The organism is Pseudomonas nitroreducens (assembly GCF_010994165.1).
GTDB lineage: Bacteria > Pseudomonadota > Gammaproteobacteria > Pseudomonadales > Pseudomonadaceae > Pseudomonas > Pseudomonas nitroreducens.
The window spans coordinates 288,708-306,102 of sequence record NZ_WMBX01000006.1 but is presented as its reverse complement, the minus strand read 5'-3'; the positions used below and the strand labels follow the sequence as shown (position 1 = coordinate 306,102).

Annotated in this window: 14 protein-coding genes; 6 read left to right on the top strand and 8 right to left on the bottom strand. The window is 67.5% G+C overall.

Translation table 11 applies throughout. From position 1 onward, the window contains the following. Positions 1-106: 106 nt before the first annotated feature. The 5 genes from GJV37_RS25235 to GJV37_RS25215 all read right to left on the bottom strand — a co-directional run bounded on the left by GJV37_RS25235 (position 107) and on the right by GJV37_RS25215 (position 8,290). Positions 107-1,345 carry a glutamine synthetase family protein gene (locus GJV37_RS25235; RefSeq protein WP_162484004.1) on the bottom strand — a complete coding sequence of 413 codons (1,239 nt, stop codon included), beginning with the start codon at positions 1,343-1,345 and terminating at the stop codon, positions 107-109. 312 nt (positions 1,346-1,657) lie between these two features. Then, positions 1,658-3,262 carry an inorganic phosphate transporter gene (locus GJV37_RS25230; protein WP_193453051.1) on the bottom strand — a complete coding sequence of 535 codons (1,605 nt, stop codon included), beginning with the start codon at positions 3,260-3,262 and terminating at the stop codon, positions 1,658-1,660. 180 nt (positions 3,263-3,442) lie between these two features. Continuing rightward, complete coding sequence (gene ppk2 / locus GJV37_RS25225) at positions 3,443-4,360, bottom strand: polyphosphate kinase 2 (RefSeq protein ID WP_193453050.1); 918 nt, start codon at positions 4,358-4,360, stop codon at positions 3,443-3,445. A 273-nt stretch (positions 4,361-4,633) separates the two neighbouring features. Next, positions 4,634-6,913, bottom strand: a complete 2,280-nt coding sequence (gene pvdQ, locus GJV37_RS25220) for a bifunctional acylase PvdQ (protein ID WP_193453049.1) — start codon at positions 6,911-6,913, stop codon at positions 4,634-4,636. A gap of 345 nt (positions 6,914-7,258) precedes the next feature. Beyond that, positions 7,259-8,290, bottom strand: a complete 1,032-nt coding sequence (locus tag GJV37_RS25215; protein WP_193453048.1) for an AraC family transcriptional regulator — start codon at positions 8,288-8,290, stop codon at positions 7,259-7,261. A gap of 123 nt (positions 8,291-8,413) precedes the next feature. Between GJV37_RS25215 and GJV37_RS25210 the strand changes: the two genes are divergently transcribed. Together GJV37_RS25210 and GJV37_RS25205 are read left to right on the top strand one after the other, a co-directional pair. Further along, positions 8,414-9,307 carry a TauD/TfdA dioxygenase family protein gene (locus GJV37_RS25210; RefSeq protein WP_024764342.1) on the top strand — a complete coding sequence of 298 codons (894 nt, stop codon included), beginning with the start codon at positions 8,414-8,416 and terminating at the stop codon, positions 9,305-9,307. 11 nt (positions 9,308-9,318) lie between these two features. Continuing rightward, a complete protein-coding gene (locus GJV37_RS25205) occupies positions 9,319-10,101 on the top strand; it encodes a 2-keto-4-pentenoate hydratase (protein WP_169887389.1) in 783 nt (260 codons plus the stop codon). Positions 10,102-10,141: 40 nt separating this feature from the next. On the opposite strand, the gene GJV37_RS25200 is transcribed toward GJV37_RS25205, so the two are convergent. Further along, positions 10,142-11,044: a LysR family transcriptional regulator gene (locus tag GJV37_RS25200; protein ID WP_037012587.1), complete on the bottom strand. Its 903-nt coding sequence runs from the start codon at positions 11,042-11,044 to the stop codon at positions 10,142-10,144. Positions 11,045-11,150: 106 nt separating this feature from the next. Here GJV37_RS25200 and GJV37_RS25195 point away from each other — a divergent pair, with 106 nt between their 5' ends. Then, a complete protein-coding gene (locus tag GJV37_RS25195) occupies positions 11,151-12,221 on the top strand; it encodes an AbrB family transcriptional regulator (RefSeq protein ID WP_037012585.1) in 1,071 nt (356 codons plus the stop codon). A 275-nt stretch (positions 12,222-12,496) separates the two neighbouring features. Further along, positions 12,497-13,741, top strand: coding sequence for a flavin monoamine oxidase family protein (locus tag GJV37_RS25190; protein WP_193453047.1), 1,245 nt, complete (start codon positions 12,497-12,499; stop codon positions 13,739-13,741). Between the two features lie 121 nt (positions 13,742-13,862). Here GJV37_RS25190 and GJV37_RS25185 read toward each other — a convergent pair whose 3' ends face one another. After that, positions 13,863-14,417 (bottom strand): TetR/AcrR family transcriptional regulator, encoded by a 555-nt coding sequence (locus tag GJV37_RS25185; protein WP_193453046.1) that lies wholly within the window; start codon positions 14,415-14,417, stop codon positions 13,863-13,865. A gap of 88 nt (positions 14,418-14,505) precedes the next feature. Between GJV37_RS25185 and GJV37_RS25180 the strand changes: the two genes are divergently transcribed. Then, positions 14,506-15,702: an MFS transporter gene (locus tag GJV37_RS25180; RefSeq protein ID WP_193453045.1), complete on the top strand. Its 1,197-nt coding sequence runs from the start codon at positions 14,506-14,508 to the stop codon at positions 15,700-15,702. A 1-nt stretch (position 15,703) separates the two neighbouring features. Here the strand turns inward: GJV37_RS25180 and GJV37_RS25175 are convergent, their stop codons facing one another. Then, positions 15,704-16,498, bottom strand: a complete 795-nt coding sequence (locus GJV37_RS25175) for a LysR family transcriptional regulator (RefSeq protein WP_193453044.1) — start codon at positions 16,496-16,498, stop codon at positions 15,704-15,706. A gap of 112 nt (positions 16,499-16,610) precedes the next feature. On the opposite strand from GJV37_RS25175, the gene GJV37_RS25170 reads away from it, so the two are divergent. After that, positions 16,611-17,336, top strand: coding sequence for an SDR family oxidoreductase (locus tag GJV37_RS25170; protein WP_037012993.1), 726 nt, complete (start codon positions 16,611-16,613; stop codon positions 17,334-17,336). The last annotated feature ends 59 nt before the right edge of the window (positions 17,337-17,395 follow it).

The window sequence follows — 17,395 nt, the reverse complement described above, 5'->3', positions numbered from 1 at the left end:
CTTGAAGATCGCCTGGAGATAGGCGCCGATCACAGCTGCATCAGACTTTCGCCGCAGCTGTGTCGGCGGGCACGCGGCTCACGACCTTGACATCAGGCTTTCGACTTCAGGCCTGGGCTGCGAGTACGCGGCGCTCCCAGGGGCTGATCTCGTCGAAGAAGCTGGTCAGCTCCATGGACTTGGTCGCGCAGTAGCCGTCGATGAACTCGTTGCCGAATACCTCGCGGGCCAGCTCGCTGCGCTTGAGGCGCTGCATCGCGTCGTACATCGTGCACGGCAGCAGCAGCTCGTCCGGCACCTCGAACTCACCCTGGATCGGCGCGGTGGGCTCCAGCGCCTGCTCGATGCCGTGCAGGCCGGCCGCCAGGCTCGCGGCGATGGCCAGGTAGGGGTTGGCGTCGGCGCCGGCCAGGCGGTTTTCCACTCGCCGGGCGACCGGTGCGCTGGCCGGAATGCGCAGGCCGGCGGCGCGGTTGTCGTGGGACCAGCACGCGTTGTTCGGCGACGCGTAGGGGTGGCACAGGCGCTGGAAGGAGTTCACGTTCGGCGCGAACAGCAGGGTGAAGTCCGCCAGGCACGCCTGCTGGCCACCGATGAAATGCCGGAACGCCGGCGTGGCCTCGCCATGGGCATCGGTGAAGATGTTGCGGCCCTCGCCATCGACCACGCTCTGGTGGATGTGCATCGAACTGCCCGGCGTGTGCGCCAGCGGCTTGGCCATGCACACCACGATCAGCCCGTGCTTGAGCGCGACTTCCTTGAGCAGGTGCTTGAAGAGGAAGGTCTGGTCGGCCAGCAGCACCGGGTCGCCGTGCAGGAAGTTGATCTCGAACTGGGTGGTGCCCATCTCGTGCATGAAGGTGTCGCGTTCCAGCCCCACCGCTGCCATGCAGCGGTAGACGTCCTGGAAGAACGGCCGCAGGCCGTTGTTGGAAGACACGCTGAAGGCCGAGTGGCCGATCTCGCGGCGACCGTCGAGGCCGACCGGCGCCTGGAAGGCTTCGTTGGCGTCGGGGTTGGGCGCGAAGACGAAGAACTCCAGTTCGGTCGCCACCACCGGGCTCCAGCCGCGCTCGGCGTAGCGCGCGACGACTTGCTTGAGCAGGCCGCGGGTGGACAGGCCGGACGGCTTGCCGTCGAGTTCCACCGCATCGCAGATGGCGAAGGCGCGGGGTTCGTCGCTCCAGGGCAGGCGGTGGATCTGGGTGGGCTCGGCGATCAGCGCGAGGTCGCCGTCGTCGCTGCCGTAGTACTTGGCCGGCGGGTAGCCGCCCATGATGCATTGCAGCAGGACGCCACGCGCCAGTTGCAACCGGCGCCCGGTGAGGAAGCCCTCGCCGGTCATCACCTTGCCACGCGGCACCCCGTTGAGGTCGGGGGTGACGCACTCGATCTCTTCCACTCCAGCCAGGCGTTCGGCGAGCGGGATTCCTAGATCGTTACTCATGACTTCTTATCCTTGTTCTTCTTGTCCTTGTCACAGGACGCCGCGCGAGGTGCGCGAGCCCGTACAAAATACGCACCACGCGTTCGATATTTCAAGCGGGCCGAAGATCGGATTTTCCTCGCCGGATCGCAGGCAGGACACGTGTGGAATGAGTTCGCGCGAATGAAGACGCCGCTCCCTGGAGCGGCGTCTTCATTGAGTCACCCGCCCTCAGAACAGGTGGGTGAACAGCCAGTACAGCGAAGCAGAGAGCACGATGGCCGCCGGCAGGGTCAGCACCCAGGCCATCAGCAGGTTGCGGATGGTGCGCATCTGCAGGCCGGAGCCGTTGGCGGCCATGGTGCCGGCGACGCCGGAAGACAGCACGTGGGTCGTCGATACCGGCAACCCGTACATGTCCGCTGCGCCGATGGTCATCATCGCCACCAGCTCCGCCGAGGCGCCCTGGGCGTACGTCAGGTGGGTCTTGCCGATCTTCTCGCCGACGGTGACCACGATGCGCTTCCAGCCGACCATGGTGCCCAGGCCGAGGGCGATGGCCACGGCAACCTTCACCCACAGCGGGATGAAGCGGGTCGACTCGTCGATCTTGCCCTTGAACGCCGCCAGCTTGCTGGTGGTATCGGCGTCGAAGTTGCCGACCTTGTCCTTGTCCATCAGGCGGATCGCCTCGCTGGTCAGGTACATGTCGTTGCGCACGTTGCCCATGGCTTCGGCCGGCACGCGAGCAAGGCTGCCGTAGCCCTTCACTTCCGCGCCGATGGCGCCGGTCAGCGCCGCCAGCGACGGGATCAGTTCCGGCCTGACTTCCTTGGTACGCACGTATTCCGACAGCGCCGCGCGCGGGTCGGCCGGGGCCGGCTGCGGCGCGGCGCGGACCAGCGCCTGCTGGGTGACCTCGGCGATGGCGACGAACTGCACGGTCTGGTCCGCCGGCATGGTGCGGTTCAGCGCGTAGGCCATCGGCAGGGTGCCAACCAGGATCAGCATGATCAGGCCCATGCCCTTCTGCCCGTCGTTTGAACCGTGGGCGAAGGAGACGCCGGTGCAGGTGAGAATCAGCAGGCCACGAATCCACCACGGCGGCGGCGTCTTGCCCTTGGGCGCCTTGTACAGCGCGCGGTTCTTCACCAGCAGGCGCAGCGCCAGCAGCAGGAGCGCGGCGCAGACAAAGCCGATCAGCGGCGAGAGCAGCAGCGAGTAGCCGACCTTGGTCGCCTGCGCCCAGTCGACGCCGCTGGTGCCGTCGCGGCCGTGCATCAGCGCATTGGCGATGCCCACGCCGATGATCGAGCCGATCAGGGTGTGCGAGGACGACGCCGGCAAGCCCAGCCACCAGGTGCCGAGGTTCCACAGGATGGCGGCGATCAGCAGGGCGAAGACCATGGCGAAACCGGCCGAGGAACCGACCTGCAGGATCAGCTCCACCGGCAGCAGGGCGATGATGCCGAAGGCCACCGCGCCGCTGGAGAGCAGCACGCCGAGGAAGTTGAAGCAGCCCGACCAGACCACCGCGAAGTGCGGCGGCAGCGAGTGCGTATAGATGACGGTGGCCACTGCGTTGGCGGTGTCGTGGAAGCCGTTGACGAACTCGAATCCCAGGGCGATGAACAGGGCGACCCCGAGCAGCAGGAACGGCGTCCAGGTGGTGACCGCAGTGGTGACGTCGTCGACGTCACGCACCAGGCTCCAGGCCGAGAACAACAGGCCGACGGCGAGCACGGCGAAGAAGACGAAGGCGGTCAGGCGGCCGGGTTTGTGCTCCAGATGGGGCCGTCCTTCGGCGATGGGAACGGCCAGGGTATCGGTGGTCATGCTGGGAGTCCGCGTGGGGGATGTCCCAGTCATGATCGGCGGGGAATGTTACAGGTTATGTCTCAACGCCAGGCACCGGACGCTGTAGGAGCGAGCTTGCTCGCGAACCGCCTGACACCGCGACAATCGGCCAGGTTCGCGAGCAAGCTCGCTCCTACGAAAAGCTCTGCCCAACCAGCTTCAGTAAACCTCCGGCACCACGAGTTCCCGTGGGGTCGGCGTGCGCGAGTAATCCTCGTTGCGCTGCCGCGCGGGCAGGATCACCGACGGATGCTCCACGTCCTCATAGGGAATCAGGTTCAGCAGGTGGCTGATGCAGTTCAGCCGCGCGCGCTTCTTGTCGTCGGCCTGCACCACCCACCAGGGCGCCTCGGCAATGTGGGTGCGCTCCAGCATGATTTCCTTGGCCTTGGTGTAGGCCTCCCAGCGCCGGCGCGACTCCAGGTCCATGGGGCTGAGCTTCCACTGCTTGAGCGGGTCGTGGATGCGGCTGAGGAAGCGCAGGTGCTGTTCGTCGTCGGAGATGGAGAACCAGTACTTGATCAGCTGGATGCCCGAGCGCGCCAGCATGCGCTCGAACTCCGGCACGCTGCGGAAGAACTCCTCGTACTGCTCGTCGTTGCAGAACCCCATGACCCGCTCGACGCCAGCGCGGTTGTACCAGCTGCGGTCGAACAGGACGATCTCCCCCGCCGCCGGCAGGTGCGAGACGTAGCGCTGGAAGTACCACTGGGTCTGCTCGCGGTCGTTGGGCGCGGGCAGCGCGGCGACCCGGCACACGCGCGGATTGAGGCGCTGGGTGATGCGCTTGATCACGCCGCCCTTGCCGGCCGCGTCGCGGCCCTCGAAGAGGATGACCACCTTGTGGCCGGTCTTCACCACCCAGCTCTGCAGTTTCACCAGCTCGCCCTGCAGGCGGAACAACTCGCTGAAGTAGCGACGGCGGGCGAGCTTCTCCTCGTCGACGTCGGCGTGCTCGTCGAACAGCTCATCGAGGTTGCGCACGTCTTCCAGCAGTTCCAGCTCCAGCTCTTCGTCGCTGTGGTCGAGCAGTTCGCGGTGGATGCGGCGGATCACGGATTCATGGGTCAGGGGCATGGCGGCGGCCTACGCGTCGGGGCTTTGCCGCCAGACTAGGGGCGCCCGGTGTCAGGCTGGTGACAGCCTTCCTGGGCCCTCTGTGCTGAAGCTTGCCCCTCTCCCCCGCCCTGGCTGCGCGCCCCGCTCCGAAGGGAGAGGGAGCCGTTCGGCGCAAGCTGATAGATCGGAGAGTTCATGACGCTGCCTGCACTGAGGACAGTCCCCTCTCCCTTCAGGGAGAGGGAAACCGGCACACGCACCGACCTCGTATCCGCTCTCGCTGCTATCTCCCTACTTCTCGCGCAGTTCCATCACCTTCAGCTCCGGATCGGCCTTGACCTGCTCGTCGGTAAACGGCAGTTCCGGCCATTGCTGCCGGGCGAACAGCTCCGTCTGGTCGCGATGGTGCGGCGAGCCGGGTTCGCTGGACTGCGAGAACGCCAGCAGCCCGCGCGCCTTCGGCCCGTCGGCGGTGAAGTCGACCAGCTGGATATAGCTGCTGCCGCTGAGCACGCGGTAATGGTCGCCCTGCCACTGCGAAGTGATGGCGTTGTACACGCCCTCGTTGCCGGTGCCGCCAGGGATGCCCAGGGGATTGGCCTGGTCGCCGGTCAGTTGCAGTTCGCCCCAGGTCTCATCTGCCTGGATCTTGCGGGCGCCGATCTCCTGCCCGGCTGCCACCAGGGCCTGCTGCGCCTGCTGGCGGACCTCCGGCTTGTCCAGGGCGATGCCCGAGGGCGTGGCCAGCGGCAGCTTGGGATCGAAGGGCAGGCGCCAGCCACCCTCGATCTTCAGGAAGCGCGCGACAAACGCCTGGAAGTAGGCGAAGCCGGGATTGCTGTCGAGGTTGACGTGGCGGTCCCACGAGCCCAGCGCGGCGCAGGCCGCCTCCGCGCCCGCCGGGGCTGGCTTGCACAGTTGCAGCAGGTCGTCGAGGAGCATGTCGGCGACGTAGACGCGGTTGTCGGTGACCAACTTCTGCAGGTCATCCGGGCCGATCTTGCCGTCGCCCTTCAGGCGTTCCAGGGCGAAGCGAGCACGGGCACTGACCGGGATCGAATCGCGGCTCACCAGCGGCGAGAAGCCGGTCAGCGGCTGCGCCGGGTTGCTCAACCAGGCGCTGTCATTGGAGTTCTGCACGAAGTCCTGGCGTTCCAGCGCCGGCATCTGCTCCGGCGGCGTGAGGCCGGCATGACGCGCCCCCGGTGCGCTCGACCAGTTGCAGGCGCGGCGTCCGCCCTGCAGCACCGGCAGGCCCTGCTTCTGGAGCGCGGGGATCGAGCAGTCGGCCAATTGCTGCTGGCTCAGGTAAGGCACCACCGATTGATTGAGGTAGAGCACCTTGCCTTCTGCGTCAGTGGCCAGGGTGTTGACCCACGGAATCCCCTGTATCCGCTCCACGCTGTCGCGCAGCTCATCCAGGCTGCGCGCGTGATCGATGGCGTACCACTGCTGCAGCACGCGGTCGTTGCCCAGGTTGGCGTCGCGCACGGCGAAGGCTTCATTGGCGTTCCAGGGGAATTTGCCGGGCACGCTGAGCAGCGGGCCGTACTCGGACTCGTACAGCGTATGGCTGCGCGTGACCACGCGGCCGTCGGCCTCACGTACCCGCACGCGCAGGGTGATTTCCTTCAACGGCCGCGACTGGCCATCGACGCGGTAGCTGTGCGGGTCCTGCGGGTCGAGATCCAGTCGATACAAGGTGAAGTGGCTGGAGGTGTCCACCGTATGGCTCCAGGCCAGGTCCTTGCCGAAGCCGATGTTCACCAGCGGCATGCCCGGCAGCGAAGCGCCCATCACATCGAGCTGGCCGGGAATGGTCAGGTGCATCTGGTAGAAACGCAGCGCGCCGAACCAGGGGAAATGCGGGTTGGCCAGCAGCAGGCCGTTGCCGTCCACAGAACGCTCGCTGCCCACCGCGACGGCGTTGCTGCCGTGGTTCTGATGGAAGTTCTCGCGACGCTCCATCGCCGCCAGCACCTCGCCGTCGCTGACGATGGAGGACGTTGCCTGGCCCGGCGGCGTCGCTGCCATCATCGCCTCGGCGAACTGCCCGGCACCGGATTGCACCAGCAGCCGGCGGGTCAGGCGCAGCAGGTCGTCGCTCTCCAGCGGGCGCAGCCAGGCCTTGCCCGCGCACTGCGTGCCGGTCGCCTGGGTATCCCACAGCCAGCGGTTGTAGCCGGCCGCGTAGCCATCGAGCAGGTCGCGGATCGGCTGCGGCTGGGCGCTGCGCAGGCGACGCAGGGATTCGTTGTCGTTGAGCCAGGTGTAGAAGAAGTCCGAGGGCAGGTTGCCGATGCCGGCGGAGTTCTTGCCGTCCACGCCGAAGTAGCGCGAGCGTTCGCCCCGCGCGGTGAGGACTTCCTCGGCCAGCAGGCAGGCGTTGTCGCGGGCATAGGCGTAGCCGATGCCGTAGCCCAGGCCCAGTTCGTCCCTGGCCTGGATGTGCGGGATGCCGTAGCGGGTCCAGCGGATCTGCGCCTCGAGTTCGGCGCCATAGGCCAGCGCGGGTAGTCCGGAAGCCAGCAGGCTGCCGGCCACGGCGGCCAGTCGGAAGGTCTTGCTCATTGATTCCCTCAATGCTCGGATGACGGCCGGATGCCCGGCCAGGGGCACGCGGCCGCGCCGCTCGCGCGGTGCCGGTGCAAGGGTTGAGTGGCGGCTCACGCCGGCCAATGCAGTGCGCTGAAGGTCATCGCGCCGCGCCTTCCGAGGCACGCGCGCAGGCAGGTTGCTGAGGACATGGGTTCTCCTTTTTCTTGTCGGTCGCCTCGCGAAAAAAGCGACGCGCCTCTTCAGGGGAACGGATGGGCCGCACGCGAAATTAACCCGCGACCGATGGCGATCGGCCACACAGCAAGGCTCTATCTCGCGGTTTTCGACCGTTCCAGAGGCGTCGCGGGCGGTTCGACTTCAGGGCGCCGGGAGGGTTCCGGACTGACGCTTCCAACGACCGGGCGACTGCCCCGTCCAGCGCTGGAAAGCGCGGGAGAAACTCGCCGCCTCGGCGTAGCCCAGGCACTGCGCGATGCCATGCAGATCCATCCGCGATTCGCATAGCAGGCGCTCGGCCAGACGCCGTTTGATGCCGTCGTTCAGCCCCTGCAGGCTCTGCCCCTCCTGCGCCAGGCGCCGTTGCAGCGTGCGCTCGGAAAGACCCAGTCGCTCGGCCACCGCGGCAGCGCCGAGCAGGCTGGCGGAATCACGCAACAGCAGTTGCTGGACCTGCCGAGCGGTCGGTGTGGCGGCCAGGGTCAGCGCCAACTCTCCACAGAGGCGCTCGCAGAGCTGCTCGCCGCTGTCGCGCGCGCTGATCTGCGCTTGCGGCAGCGGCGCCTGCAAGTCTTTCAGGGCAAAGAGCATGGCGTTGCGTGGCGCCTCGAACAGCGGCTCGATGCCGAAGATGTCGTGGAACACGCTGGCATCGGCTGGCGCCGGGCAGCGCAATTCGATGGCCAGGGGCTGCAGCGGCCGCTGCAGCAATTCGCCGGACAATTGCCAGCAACCGGCAATGCCGCGCTCCACCACGAAAGCTCGGGCATCCTCGGGCAGTACGCGATCGTCGTACACCAGCCACACCCCGCGCGCCTCCACCTCGCTGCTCACGGGGCAAAGGGTCAGGGCCAGGCTCTGGTAACGGCCGAAGGTTTCGAAGGCTTCCTGCAGGGTGCGGCTGGCGAGCATGGTGAAACCCAGCAGCCCCAGCGACGTCAGGTGATAGCGCCGCCCGGTGGCCAAACCCAGGCCCGGCCTGTTCCTACGCTGCAACAGGTTGCGGATCACCGCCAGTTCCTGCCACGCCTGGATGCGCCCGGCGCGCGCCTGCAGGTCGGCGGGCGAGATGGCGCTGCCCACCAGGCAATCGTCGGCGTCGATGCCTTCGTCGCGGGCGCTGTCGAGCAGGTACTGCACTCCGGTGATTTCGCGGGTCTGGCGCCAATCCATCACGAATTCCTCGTTGGCCGCTGCATGGCGGGAAAAGTCAATTTTTGGCGACTTTGATCATGGAAGAAAGTGACGGCGCTGACCATGCTTGAGGTGCCAATAACACTCACAAGAGGCTTCCCCATGTTCGAGTTCTTCTACGCGTTGCCCAGCCAGAACCGCGCCGCCGAGTACAAGCACTTCCGCATCGTCCCGGCCACCGGCGCCATCGGTGCGGACGTCAGCGACCTGGACCTGACCACCCTGGGCGACGACGGCTTCGCCGAGCTGCGCCAGGCACTGCTGGCGCACAAGGTGCTGTTCATCCGCGGGCAGGACCTGAGCGTGGAAAACCTCGAAGCCGTGACCCTGCGCTTCGGCGAATTCGGCCGCGAACCCTATGTGGTCGGCATGGAGGACCACCCGCATGTGGTGCGGGTGGTGAAGGAAGCCAACGAGAAGACCCCGGTGGTGTTCGGCGGCGCCTGGCACAGCGACTGGTCGTTCCAGGAACGCCCGCCGGCCTTCACCCTGCTCTACGGCCATGACATCCCGCCGTTCGGCGGCGACACCCTCTACGCCAACCTGGCGCTGGCCTACGAATGGCTGTCGCCGAAGCTGCGCGCGCAACTGGAAACCCTCGACGCCATCCACAGCCCCGAACGCGCCTACGGCGCCGAGGCCAAGCACAACGACCTGATGGAGAACATGGCGGTGCGCTACGGCAGCCACGATGGCGAAGTGCGCTCCCACCCTCTGGTGACCCGGCACCCGGAAACCGGCAAGAAAGTCCTCTACATCAACCCGGCCTACACCAGCGGCATCAAGGGCATGCGCCCGGCCGAGTCGCAACCGCTGCTGGACTACCTGTTCGGCATCGCCACCCAGCCGGCCTTCACCTGCCGCATGCGCTGGACTGCCGGCACCCTGGCGATCTGGGACAACCGCAGCACCTGGCACTACCCGGTGTCGGACTACCACGGCATGCGCCGGGAGATGTACCGCACCACTGTGGTGGGCGAAGTACCGAGCCGCTGAGGAGCCCCACGATGAACACGGACAAGTTCCACGCCGCCGCCCACGCCCTGGCCGAGGCGCGGGCCAGCCGAACGCCCATCGCCGCGCCAGCGGCACACTTTGGCCTCACCGGGCTGGACGACGCCTATCGCGTGCAGGCGCTGGGCATCGACCTCGCGATGGCCGGCGGCGAGCGCCTGGCGGGCGCCAAGGCCGGGCTGATCTCGCCGGCAATGCAGGCGGCGCTCAAGGTCGACGAACCGGTTCACGGCCGCTTGCTCGCCAGCCTGCGCTGTCGATCCGGCGCGCTTATCGCCCGCAAACGCCTGCTGCAACCGCGAATCGAGGCAGAACTCGCCCTGCTCATCGGCCGCGACCTGCCGACGGGAGAGCTCGATCTGGCCACTTTTCGCGCCTGCATCGAAGGTGCGGTCCCGGCCATCGAGATCAACGACACCGCCGTGGCCAACTGGCAGATCGGCCTGCTCGACTCGGTGGCCGACAACCTCTGCGCAGGCCTCTACCTGACCGGCGACCAGCCGGTGGCGCTGGGAAGACTGGACGACGCCGCGCTGGCAGTGCAACTGCTGCGCAATGGCGCGCCGGCCTTTCCGCCGACCCGGACGACCCTCGGGGCGATGCTTGACATCGGCCTCTGGCTGGCGCGGCGAATGGCACGTCTGGACGCACCGTTGAAGGCCGGCGACGTCTTGCTGTGCGGGGCTCTGGCGCCGATGTCGCCGGTTGCGCCGGGGGATGCGTTCGAGCTGGAAATCGAGGGTGTGGGACGCGTCGGCTGCAGCTTCGAGCGGTGAGTGACTGGACGGCCCGCTCGCGATTCGCGCGCGTGGTCTCCTACAACCCCGCCCCAAACCGCCCTGCATGCTCGCGCAGCATCCCCCGCAGCAACTGTGCGGCGGGCGACAGGTAGGCGCCCTCCCGCACCGTCAGCCCGATGGTCCGCGTCAACGTGGTTTCGGCCAACTGCACCTCGCGCAACTGATCCATCCCGTGCCCGCCCGCCAGCGCCTCGCGGGCGATGAAACTGAGCAGGCGGGTGCGGGCGATCAGGTTGGGCAGCATGGGAATCGCGTTGGTCTCGATCTGCACCTGCGGCAGTGGCAGTTGGTAGGCCTGGAAGGTGGCGTCCATCCAGCGTCGCGACGACACCCCGGTAGCCGGCAGTACCCAGCGATAGCGGCACAGGTCGGCCATGGCTACGGGTGCATCGAAGATCGGATGGTCGTGGCTGGCGACCACCACTACCTGGTCCTGCAGCAGCGGTTCGCTGCTCAGTTGCGGATCGTCGACGATGCGCGAGCAGATCGCCATGTCCAGCCGCCCGCTGCGCAACGCTTCGCGCAGCACATCGTCCTGGCCCAGCACCAGGCTCATGGTGACCTCCGGCGCACGGGCCAGCAGGTCCTCGGTGAGGCGCGGCAGCAGGTACTCGGCCATGGTCGCCGCGCAACCCAGGCGGATATTGCCTACGACACCACTGGCGAAGTCGCGCACCTCGCGGCGGGTTTCCTCGATGTCCTGACGCAATTGCCGGGCCCGCTGGAGCATCAGTTCACCGGCCGGTGTCAGGCGAATCCGTCGGCCGTCACGCTGGAACAACCGCGCACCGAGGGACTCCTCCAGGCGCTGGATGCTCTTGGTCAGCGCCGGCTGGCTGCGCCCCAGCCGCTCGGCGGCGCGCCCCAGGTGGCCGAGCTCGGCGATGGTTTCGAAGTAGGCGAGATCACGCAGGTCCATGGCGGCCAACCGATAAATTTCAGGAATGGATTCATGACTATTAGAAAATAGACTTGATCGATCCGGCTACCGATAATTCTTCCGTCTTCCCCGTCCGGAGCCGTCCGTGTCCAGTCGCCCCGCCCTCTTCGTCGCCCGTATCCCCGTCAGCCTGCAATGGTTGACCCTGGCGCTCGGGGCCGCAGGCGCCGGGCAACTGCTCACCTGGCTCGGCATTCCCGCCGCGCTGTTCCTCGGGCCCATGCTGGTGGCCATCGCCTTCGGCGTCAGCGGCGCGGAAATCCGCCTGCCGCGCAGCGCCTTCCGCCTCAGCCAGGGCTGCATCGGCCTGCTGGTCGCCCACGCCATGAGTTGGTCGGTACTGCAGGCGATGGTCGCCTCCTGGCCGCTGATGCTCAGCGCCACGGTGCTCACCGTGCTGCTGTCCGCTGCCGTCAGCTATGCCATGGTGCGCTTCGGCGGCATCCCCGGCAGCACCGCCGCCTGGGGCACCGCGCCGGGCGGCGCGGCGGCCATGGTGTCGATGGCCGAAGCCAACGGCGCCGACCCGCGCGTGGTCGCCACCATGCAGTACGTGCGGGTGGTCTGCGTGGTCATGGCCGGTGCGCTGGTGGGGCGCTTCCTCGGCATCGAGGGCGGCGGTTCAGTGGCGCACAGCACGCCGATCATCGACACCGCCACCCTGCCCGACCTGATCAATTGCCTGTTGCTGATCTTCGTCTGCACCACTGCCGGCGCGAAGCTGCCGGCCGGTCCGCTGCTGGTACCGCTGGTGGCCGGCGCCGTGCTGCAACTCACCGGCGTGCTGCACATCACCCTGCCGCACTGGTTGCTGGCCGCTGCCTACGGTGTGATCGGCTGCTACATCGGCCTGCGCTTCGACCGCGAAAGCCTCGCCTATGTCGGCCGCCACCTGCCGGCCATGCTGGTCAGCGCACTGGCACTGATCGCCAGCTGCGCGCTGTTCGCCTGGGCGCTGGCAGCCATCACCGGGATGGACTTCCTCTCCCTCTACCTCGCCACCAGCCCCGGCGGCCTGGATGCCATGGCGATCATCGCAGTGGACACCCATTCCGACGTCGGCCTGGTCCTGGCGATGCAGACGCTGCGGCTGTTCGTGGTGCTGTTCACCGGGGTTTCCGTGGCGCGGACGGTGATTCGCCTGAGCCGCGCCTGAGGCTGGCGCCGGGCCTGTAGGAGCGACAGTCTTCTTCGGTCAATTTGTGCCACTGAATTCCCCTCACCCCAGCCCTCTCCCACCGGGAGAGAGCTGGGGTGAGGGGGCTCTTGATTTTGCAGGAGCGAGCTTGCTCGCGAACCGCCCAACCCTGGAGACGCCGGCTGACTCCGTTCGCGAGCCAGCTCGCTCCTAAACAATGCGCCCACCCGTGCCCTTGTGCCGGCGAACCCACCCCCGCTAAGGTCGTCGCTCCTTCACCGAGCGAGCCCGCCATGGATAGCCTTCGCTACCGCCCCACTGCCTTCCACGTCACCCACTGGAGCACTGACCCGTTCAGCCGCGGCGCCTACAGCACCCTGCTGCCCGGCGGCACGCCTGAGCATCGGCGTCGGCTCGGCGAAGTGCTGGGCGGCAAGCTGGTGCTGGCCGGCGAGGCCTGCAATCCCGTCGCCCCGGCCATGACCCATGGCGCCTGGAACGATGGCCTGCGCGCCGCCGAAGCCGCCATCGAAAGCGCCGCCCGCCGGGTGCTGGTGATCGGCGCAGGGTTCGCCGGGCTCGCCGCCGCGCGCCGTCTCAGGGAGGCGGGAATCGAGTGCGTCGTTATGGAGGCCCGTGGCCGCATCGGTGGCCGCGTCCACAGCATTTCCGTCGGTCCGGTGCGAGTGGACGAAGGCGCCGCCTGGCTGCAGCACTTCGACGATAACCCGCTGGCCGCTCACGCCCGGCAGCTCGGCCTGCCGCTGCGGGAAACCGATTTCGGCCAGCCTCTGGCCGCTGCGGTGGATGGCCCGGTGCCCGATATCGACGCGGCCTGGGAAGCCCTGCGCGCCGGAATCGACCGCAGCCTGCCGCTGGCGGAAGGTGTCGCGCGCTATCTCGAAGAGCGCGATGAGCCAACCCGCCGCGCCACCCGCTTCGCCCTGGATGCCAACCTGATCCTGGAAGCCTGCCTGCCGCTGGAATCGCTGTCGGTCGATGCACTGGACGAAGAAGGCGTCGGTGCCGGCGACCGTTTCCTGCCGCAGGGGTACTCACAACTGGTCGAGCATCTGGCCGAAGGGCTGGATATCCGCCTGAACCAGCCGGTGACCGCCATCGACTGGTCCGAAGCCTCGGTGCGGGCAGGCGGTGAAAGCGCCGATTTCTGTATCTGCACCGTGCCCATCGGCGTGTTGCGTGATATCCGCTTCACCCCGCCCCTGCCGGCGGCGCAGCAGGATGCGCTGGAGCACCTGGACATGGGCCGACTGGAGAAGGTCGTACTGCAGTTCGACGAGCGCTGGTGGCCGGTGTCACCGTCGGGTTACGTGCGCTGGTACGACGAGCCGGCCAGCTTCGGCGAGTGGTTGGATCTCACCGACGCGGTGGGTACGCCGACCATTGCCGGGTTGATCGCGGCGGATGCGCTGGAGCGGGTGTTTGCGGGCCGCAGCGATGAGGAGATTGCGCGCGCGGCCTCTGAAGCTCTGCAGGCGTGGGCGAACGCCATTCGAAACGCCGACACTGACCTGTAGGAGCTGAACCGTAGGATGGGTGGAGCCTAGGCGATCCCCATGCTGCCGGTGCCGGGATCGATGGGTATCGCTGCCTCCACGCCATCCTACGGATGCGCCAATGGCAGGAGTGAGCCATCCGCTAAACCCCGTCCAGCGTCAGATCGACCAACCGCTCGACATAGCCCGTATCCAGCTCCTCAGCGGAAAACAGGATGCGGTACACCAGCGGCGCCATCAGCCGGTCGACGATGCAGTCCAGTTCCGGCAGCTTCTCGCCGCGCTCCCTGGCGCGCAGCAGGATGATGTCGAACTGGCCACAGGCGATGGCCATGCAGCGCCCGGAGCAGCCCCCGCCAGCGGCCAGCAGGTCGAGCACCACCGCGCGGCCGGGCACCGAAGCGGTCTCCTCCATGTACTGCTCGCCCCAGGCCAGCAGGTCGCCGCGCAGGCTGCCGGTATCGGCCGGCTCGGCATCCGGGCGGATGCGCTCCAGCGCGACATCGCCGAGCAACTCGCTGAGGTCGCCCCAGCGCCGGTAGATGGTCGAGGGCGTGACACCAGCGCGCGCCGCGATCAGCGGCACGGTCAGTTCGGCGCGGTCGCGCTCTTCCAGCAACGCCTGGACAGCCTTGTGCACCGATGCCTGCACCCGCGCGCTGCGGCCGCCTGGACGAACACCCTGATTAATTGCCATAAGCACCTTAACGCAAAGAATTTGCTTTTATCCGAAATCGGGTCCAGCATCTCGCAAAAGCAAAATCTTAGCCTTTGCGAGCTGAATCATGGCACAGACCTTACCCAAAAGCGCGCCCGGCTTTTTCCCGGCCCTGCTGCTGACCGCGATCCTCATGGCCTTCCTCGCCGCCGCTGCCGCGCCCACGCCGCTCTATGCGCTGTACCGCGAGTCCTGGCAATTCTCCCCCGCCCTGCTGACGCTGGCCTTCAGCATCTACGCCGGCGGGCTGATGCTGGCGCTACTGGTGTTCGGTTCGCTGTCGGACCACCTCGGCCGTCGCCCGCTGATCCGCGCGGCACTGATCATCGAACTGCTGGCGATGAGCGTGTTCCTCTACGCCAACTCGGTGGAACTGCTGATCGCCGCGCGCCTGCTGCAAGGCTTCGCCACCGGCATCGCGACCGCTGTACTGGGTGCCGCCATGCTCGACATCGACCGCGAGCGCGGCCCGTTGATCAACAGCGTCGCGCCCATGCTCGGCATGGCGCTGGGCGCACTGGGCAGCAGCGCACTGGTGCAGTTCGGCGGCGACCCGCTGCACCGCGTCTATGTCTGGTTGCTGGCGGTATTCGCGCTGGCCCTGGTGCTGTTGCGCTGGCTGCCGGAAAGCGTCAGCAGGCAGCCCGGCGCGCTGGCCTCGCTGAAGCCGCGCATCCGCATTCCCCCGCAGGCGCGCCGGGCGTTCTGGAGCGTGGCGCCGCTGAACGCCAGCCTCTGGGCGCTGGGCGGTTTCTACCTGTCGCTGGGCCCGACCCTGGCGCGCCAGGTGACCGGTCTGCCGGTTCCGATGATCGGCGGTGGGCTGGTCTCGCTGCTGTGCTTCTGCGGCGCCGTGGCGATCTTCGCGCTGCGCAACCGGCCGGCAGCGGTCATCCTGCGCCGCGGCGGGCTGGCCCTGATCATCGGCCTGCTGATTACCCTGCTCGGCGTGGATTCCTCCAACCTCTGGCTGTTCTTCCTGGGCACCGCGGTGGCGGGCCTTGGCTTTGGCGGCGCCTTCCTCGGCGCATTGCGCTCGGTGGTGCCGCTGGCCCACGCCCACGAGCGCGGTGCGCTGATGGCGAGCTTTTATGTGCTCAGCTACCTGGCGTTCAGCGTGCCGGCGATCCTCGCCGGGCTGGCGATCCAGCGTTATGGCCTGGTCGCCACCACCAACGGCTATGCCGGCCTGCAGATTCTCGCGGCGTCGCTGGTCCTGCTGCTGTCCCTGCGCGCACCCGCCGCGCAGAAGGCGCCGGCCTGAATCAGGCCGCCTCGCGGGCGCGCAGGAAGTCGTAGAGCGCGCGCACGGCCGGCTGCTCCAGCGCCTGGGCGGCGTGGCAAAGGCCGATGCGGCGCACGGGTAGCGGCAGGTTCAAGGTTCCGCTGCGCACGGCCGGGGCGCCGCCCAGCAACGAGGCCGGAAGGATCGCCGCGCCCAGGCCGGCACTGACCAGCCGCAGGGCAAGATTCAGGGTGCTGGCCTGCGCGACCACCGGCGCGCTGCCGTAGGCGCTCATCAAACGCTGGTGCGACGGGTGCGACGGACAGGTGATCCACGCGTCGACTGGCACACTCTCGGCGCCGGGCGGCAGCGCCAATACGTACGGATCGTCCCACACCGGAACGAACAGTTCGTCTTCGCAACAGAACTCCTCCGCCGCCAGCCGCGCCTCCCCCACACAGCCTTCCTCCAGGTGCAGTTGCAGGTTGGGGATCGCTTGCCGGGCCAGGCCGACGAAGCGCTCGACCTGCTCGGCGCTGATGTCCCCTTCCACCCCCAGGTGCAGCGGCTGCCGCTCCGACGACTGGCGGAACAGCTTGCGCAAAACCTCCGCCTCGGCCAGCAGGGCACGGGCTCGCGGGTACAGGGTGCGCGCCGCTTCGCTGACATCCACACCGCGCGGTTGGCGCACGAACAGCTCGGTGCCCAGGCTCTCCTCCAACTGGCGAACGGTGGCGGACAGCGTGGGTTGGCTGACGAACAGGCGCTGCGCGGCGGCGGTGATGTTGCGCTCTTCGAAGACCGCGACGAACGCGGCGAGCTGTCGAATATCCATAGGAAATCCCGATACCAGGCACAGGAATAAGCCATTTTTCAGGCAGCAATGCGCTAAATATACTTCACTGCATCGTCCAGGCATCCAGATTTTCGATTGCAGGAGAACCCCCATGAGCAAGCCCCTGATCATCGTCACCGGCGCCAGTTCCGGCATCGGCGAAGCCACCGCCCGCCTCTTTTCCCGGCAAGGTCACCCGCTGCTGCTGCTCGCCCGGCGCATCGAGCGCCTGGAAGCACTCAAGCTGCCGAACGCGCTGTGCCGTGCCGTCGATGTGACTGACCGCGAAGCCCTGCTGGCCGCCGTCGAGGAGGCCGAGAAGCGTTTCGGCCCGGCTGACGCGCTGGTGAACAACGCCGGCGTGATGCTGCTGGGCAATATGGTCGAGCAGGACCCGGCCGAGTGGGAGCGCATGCTCGACGTCAACGTGAAGGGCCTGCTCAATGGCGTGCACGCCGTGCTCAAGGGCATGGTCGAGCGCAACCAGGGCAGCGTGATCAATGTCAGCTCGGTGGCCGGGCGCAAGACCTTCCCCAACCACGTCGCCTATGTCGGCACCAAGTTCGCCGTGCACGCGATCTCCGAGAACCTGCGCGAGGAAGTCGCGGCGCATAACGTCCGCGTGGTGACCATCGCTCCCGGCGCGGTGGAAACCGAGCTGCTCAGCCACACCACCGACGAGGCGATCAAGAGCGGCTACCAGGACTGGAAACGCGAGATGGGCGGCAAGGTGCTCAGTGCCGAGGACGTGGCCAACGCCATCGGCTACGCCTACAACCAGCCGCAGGGCGTGTGCATCCGCGAGATCGTGCTGGCGGCGACTCGGCAGCAGGCTTGATCGGCCAGGCCCGAGGGTTCTCGCAAGAGCGCATGCGCGAACTCCCCGGAAGAACACCA

Bases quoted from the DNA above. Each gene is read 5' to 3' on its own strand.
- GJV37_RS25170 (WP_037012993.1), top strand. From the start codon at position 16,611: ATGAGCAAGCCCCTGATCATCGTCACCGGCGCCAGTTCCGGCATCGGC.
- pvdQ (WP_193453049.1), bottom strand. From the start codon at position 6,913: ATGAGCAAGACCTTCCGACTGGCCGCCGTGGCCGGCAGCCTGCTGGCT.
- GJV37_RS25215 (WP_193453048.1), bottom strand. From the start codon at position 8,290: ATGGATTGGCGCCAGACCCGCGAAATCACCGGAGTGCAGTACCTGCTC.
- GJV37_RS25175 (WP_193453044.1), bottom strand. From the start codon at position 16,498: ATGGATATTCGACAGCTCGCCGCGTTCGTCGCGGTCTTCGAAGAGCGC.
- GJV37_RS25180 (WP_193453045.1), top strand. From the start codon at position 14,506: ATGGCACAGACCTTACCCAAAAGCGCGCCCGGCTTTTTCCCGGCCCTG.
- GJV37_RS25235 (WP_162484004.1), bottom strand. From the start codon at position 1,345: ATGACCGGCGAGGGCTTCCTCACCGGGCGCCGGTTGCAACTGGCGCGT.
- GJV37_RS25210 (WP_024764342.1), top strand. From the start codon at position 8,414: ATGTTCGAGTTCTTCTACGCGTTGCCCAGCCAGAACCGCGCCGCCGAG.
- GJV37_RS25205 (WP_169887389.1), top strand. From the start codon at position 9,319: ATGAACACGGACAAGTTCCACGCCGCCGCCCACGCCCTGGCCGAGGCG.
- GJV37_RS25185 (WP_193453046.1), bottom strand. From the start codon at position 14,417: ATGGCAATTAATCAGGGTGTTCGTCCAGGCGGCCGCAGCGCGCGGGTG.
- ppk2 (WP_193453050.1), bottom strand. From the start codon at position 4,360: ATGCCCCTGACCCATGAATCCGTGATCCGCCGCATCCACCGCGAACTG.
- GJV37_RS25190 (WP_193453047.1), top strand. From the start codon at position 12,497: ATGGATAGCCTTCGCTACCGCCCCACTGCCTTCCACGTCACCCACTGG.
- GJV37_RS25230 (WP_193453051.1), bottom strand. From the start codon at position 3,262: ATGACCACCGATACCCTGGCCGTTCCCATCGCCGAAGGACGGCCCCAT.
- GJV37_RS25200 (WP_037012587.1), bottom strand. From the start codon at position 11,044: ATGGACCTGCGTGATCTCGCCTACTTCGAAACCATCGCCGAGCTCGGC.